Raw genomic sequence first — 246 nt, 5'->3', positions numbered from 1 at the left:
CGCCCGTGGGCTCGACCGACCACTGCTGCAAGATACTCGGCGACTTGCATGGCCTCGAAGAAACCGGGCTTATGTGATGCCACGCCGATGCGGCAGCTTATTTCCGAGTTGGTGGACTTCGAGCGCGTAAACAGCGGCGACATCCGCGTCACTGTGGTCGCTCTCGATCTCGCGACAGGGGGTGAAGTCACCTTCGATACCGTCTCGCCCGACACGCGCCATTCTCGGCGCTTCATCGTTCCGGCA

At 61.8% G+C, this 246-nt stretch carries 1 pseudogene; it reads left to right on the top strand.

The window, feature by feature from the left end:
- Positions 1 to 48 precede the first annotated feature (48 nt).
- Positions 49 to 246, top strand: a pseudogene (locus tag GSQ76_RS19875) (hypothetical protein); the annotation flags it as partial.

The organism is Acidisphaera sp. L21 (genome assembly GCF_009765685.1).
GTDB lineage: Bacteria > Pseudomonadota > Alphaproteobacteria > Acetobacterales > Acetobacteraceae > LMUY01.
This window is presented reverse-complemented; position numbering and strand designations above follow the sequence as displayed.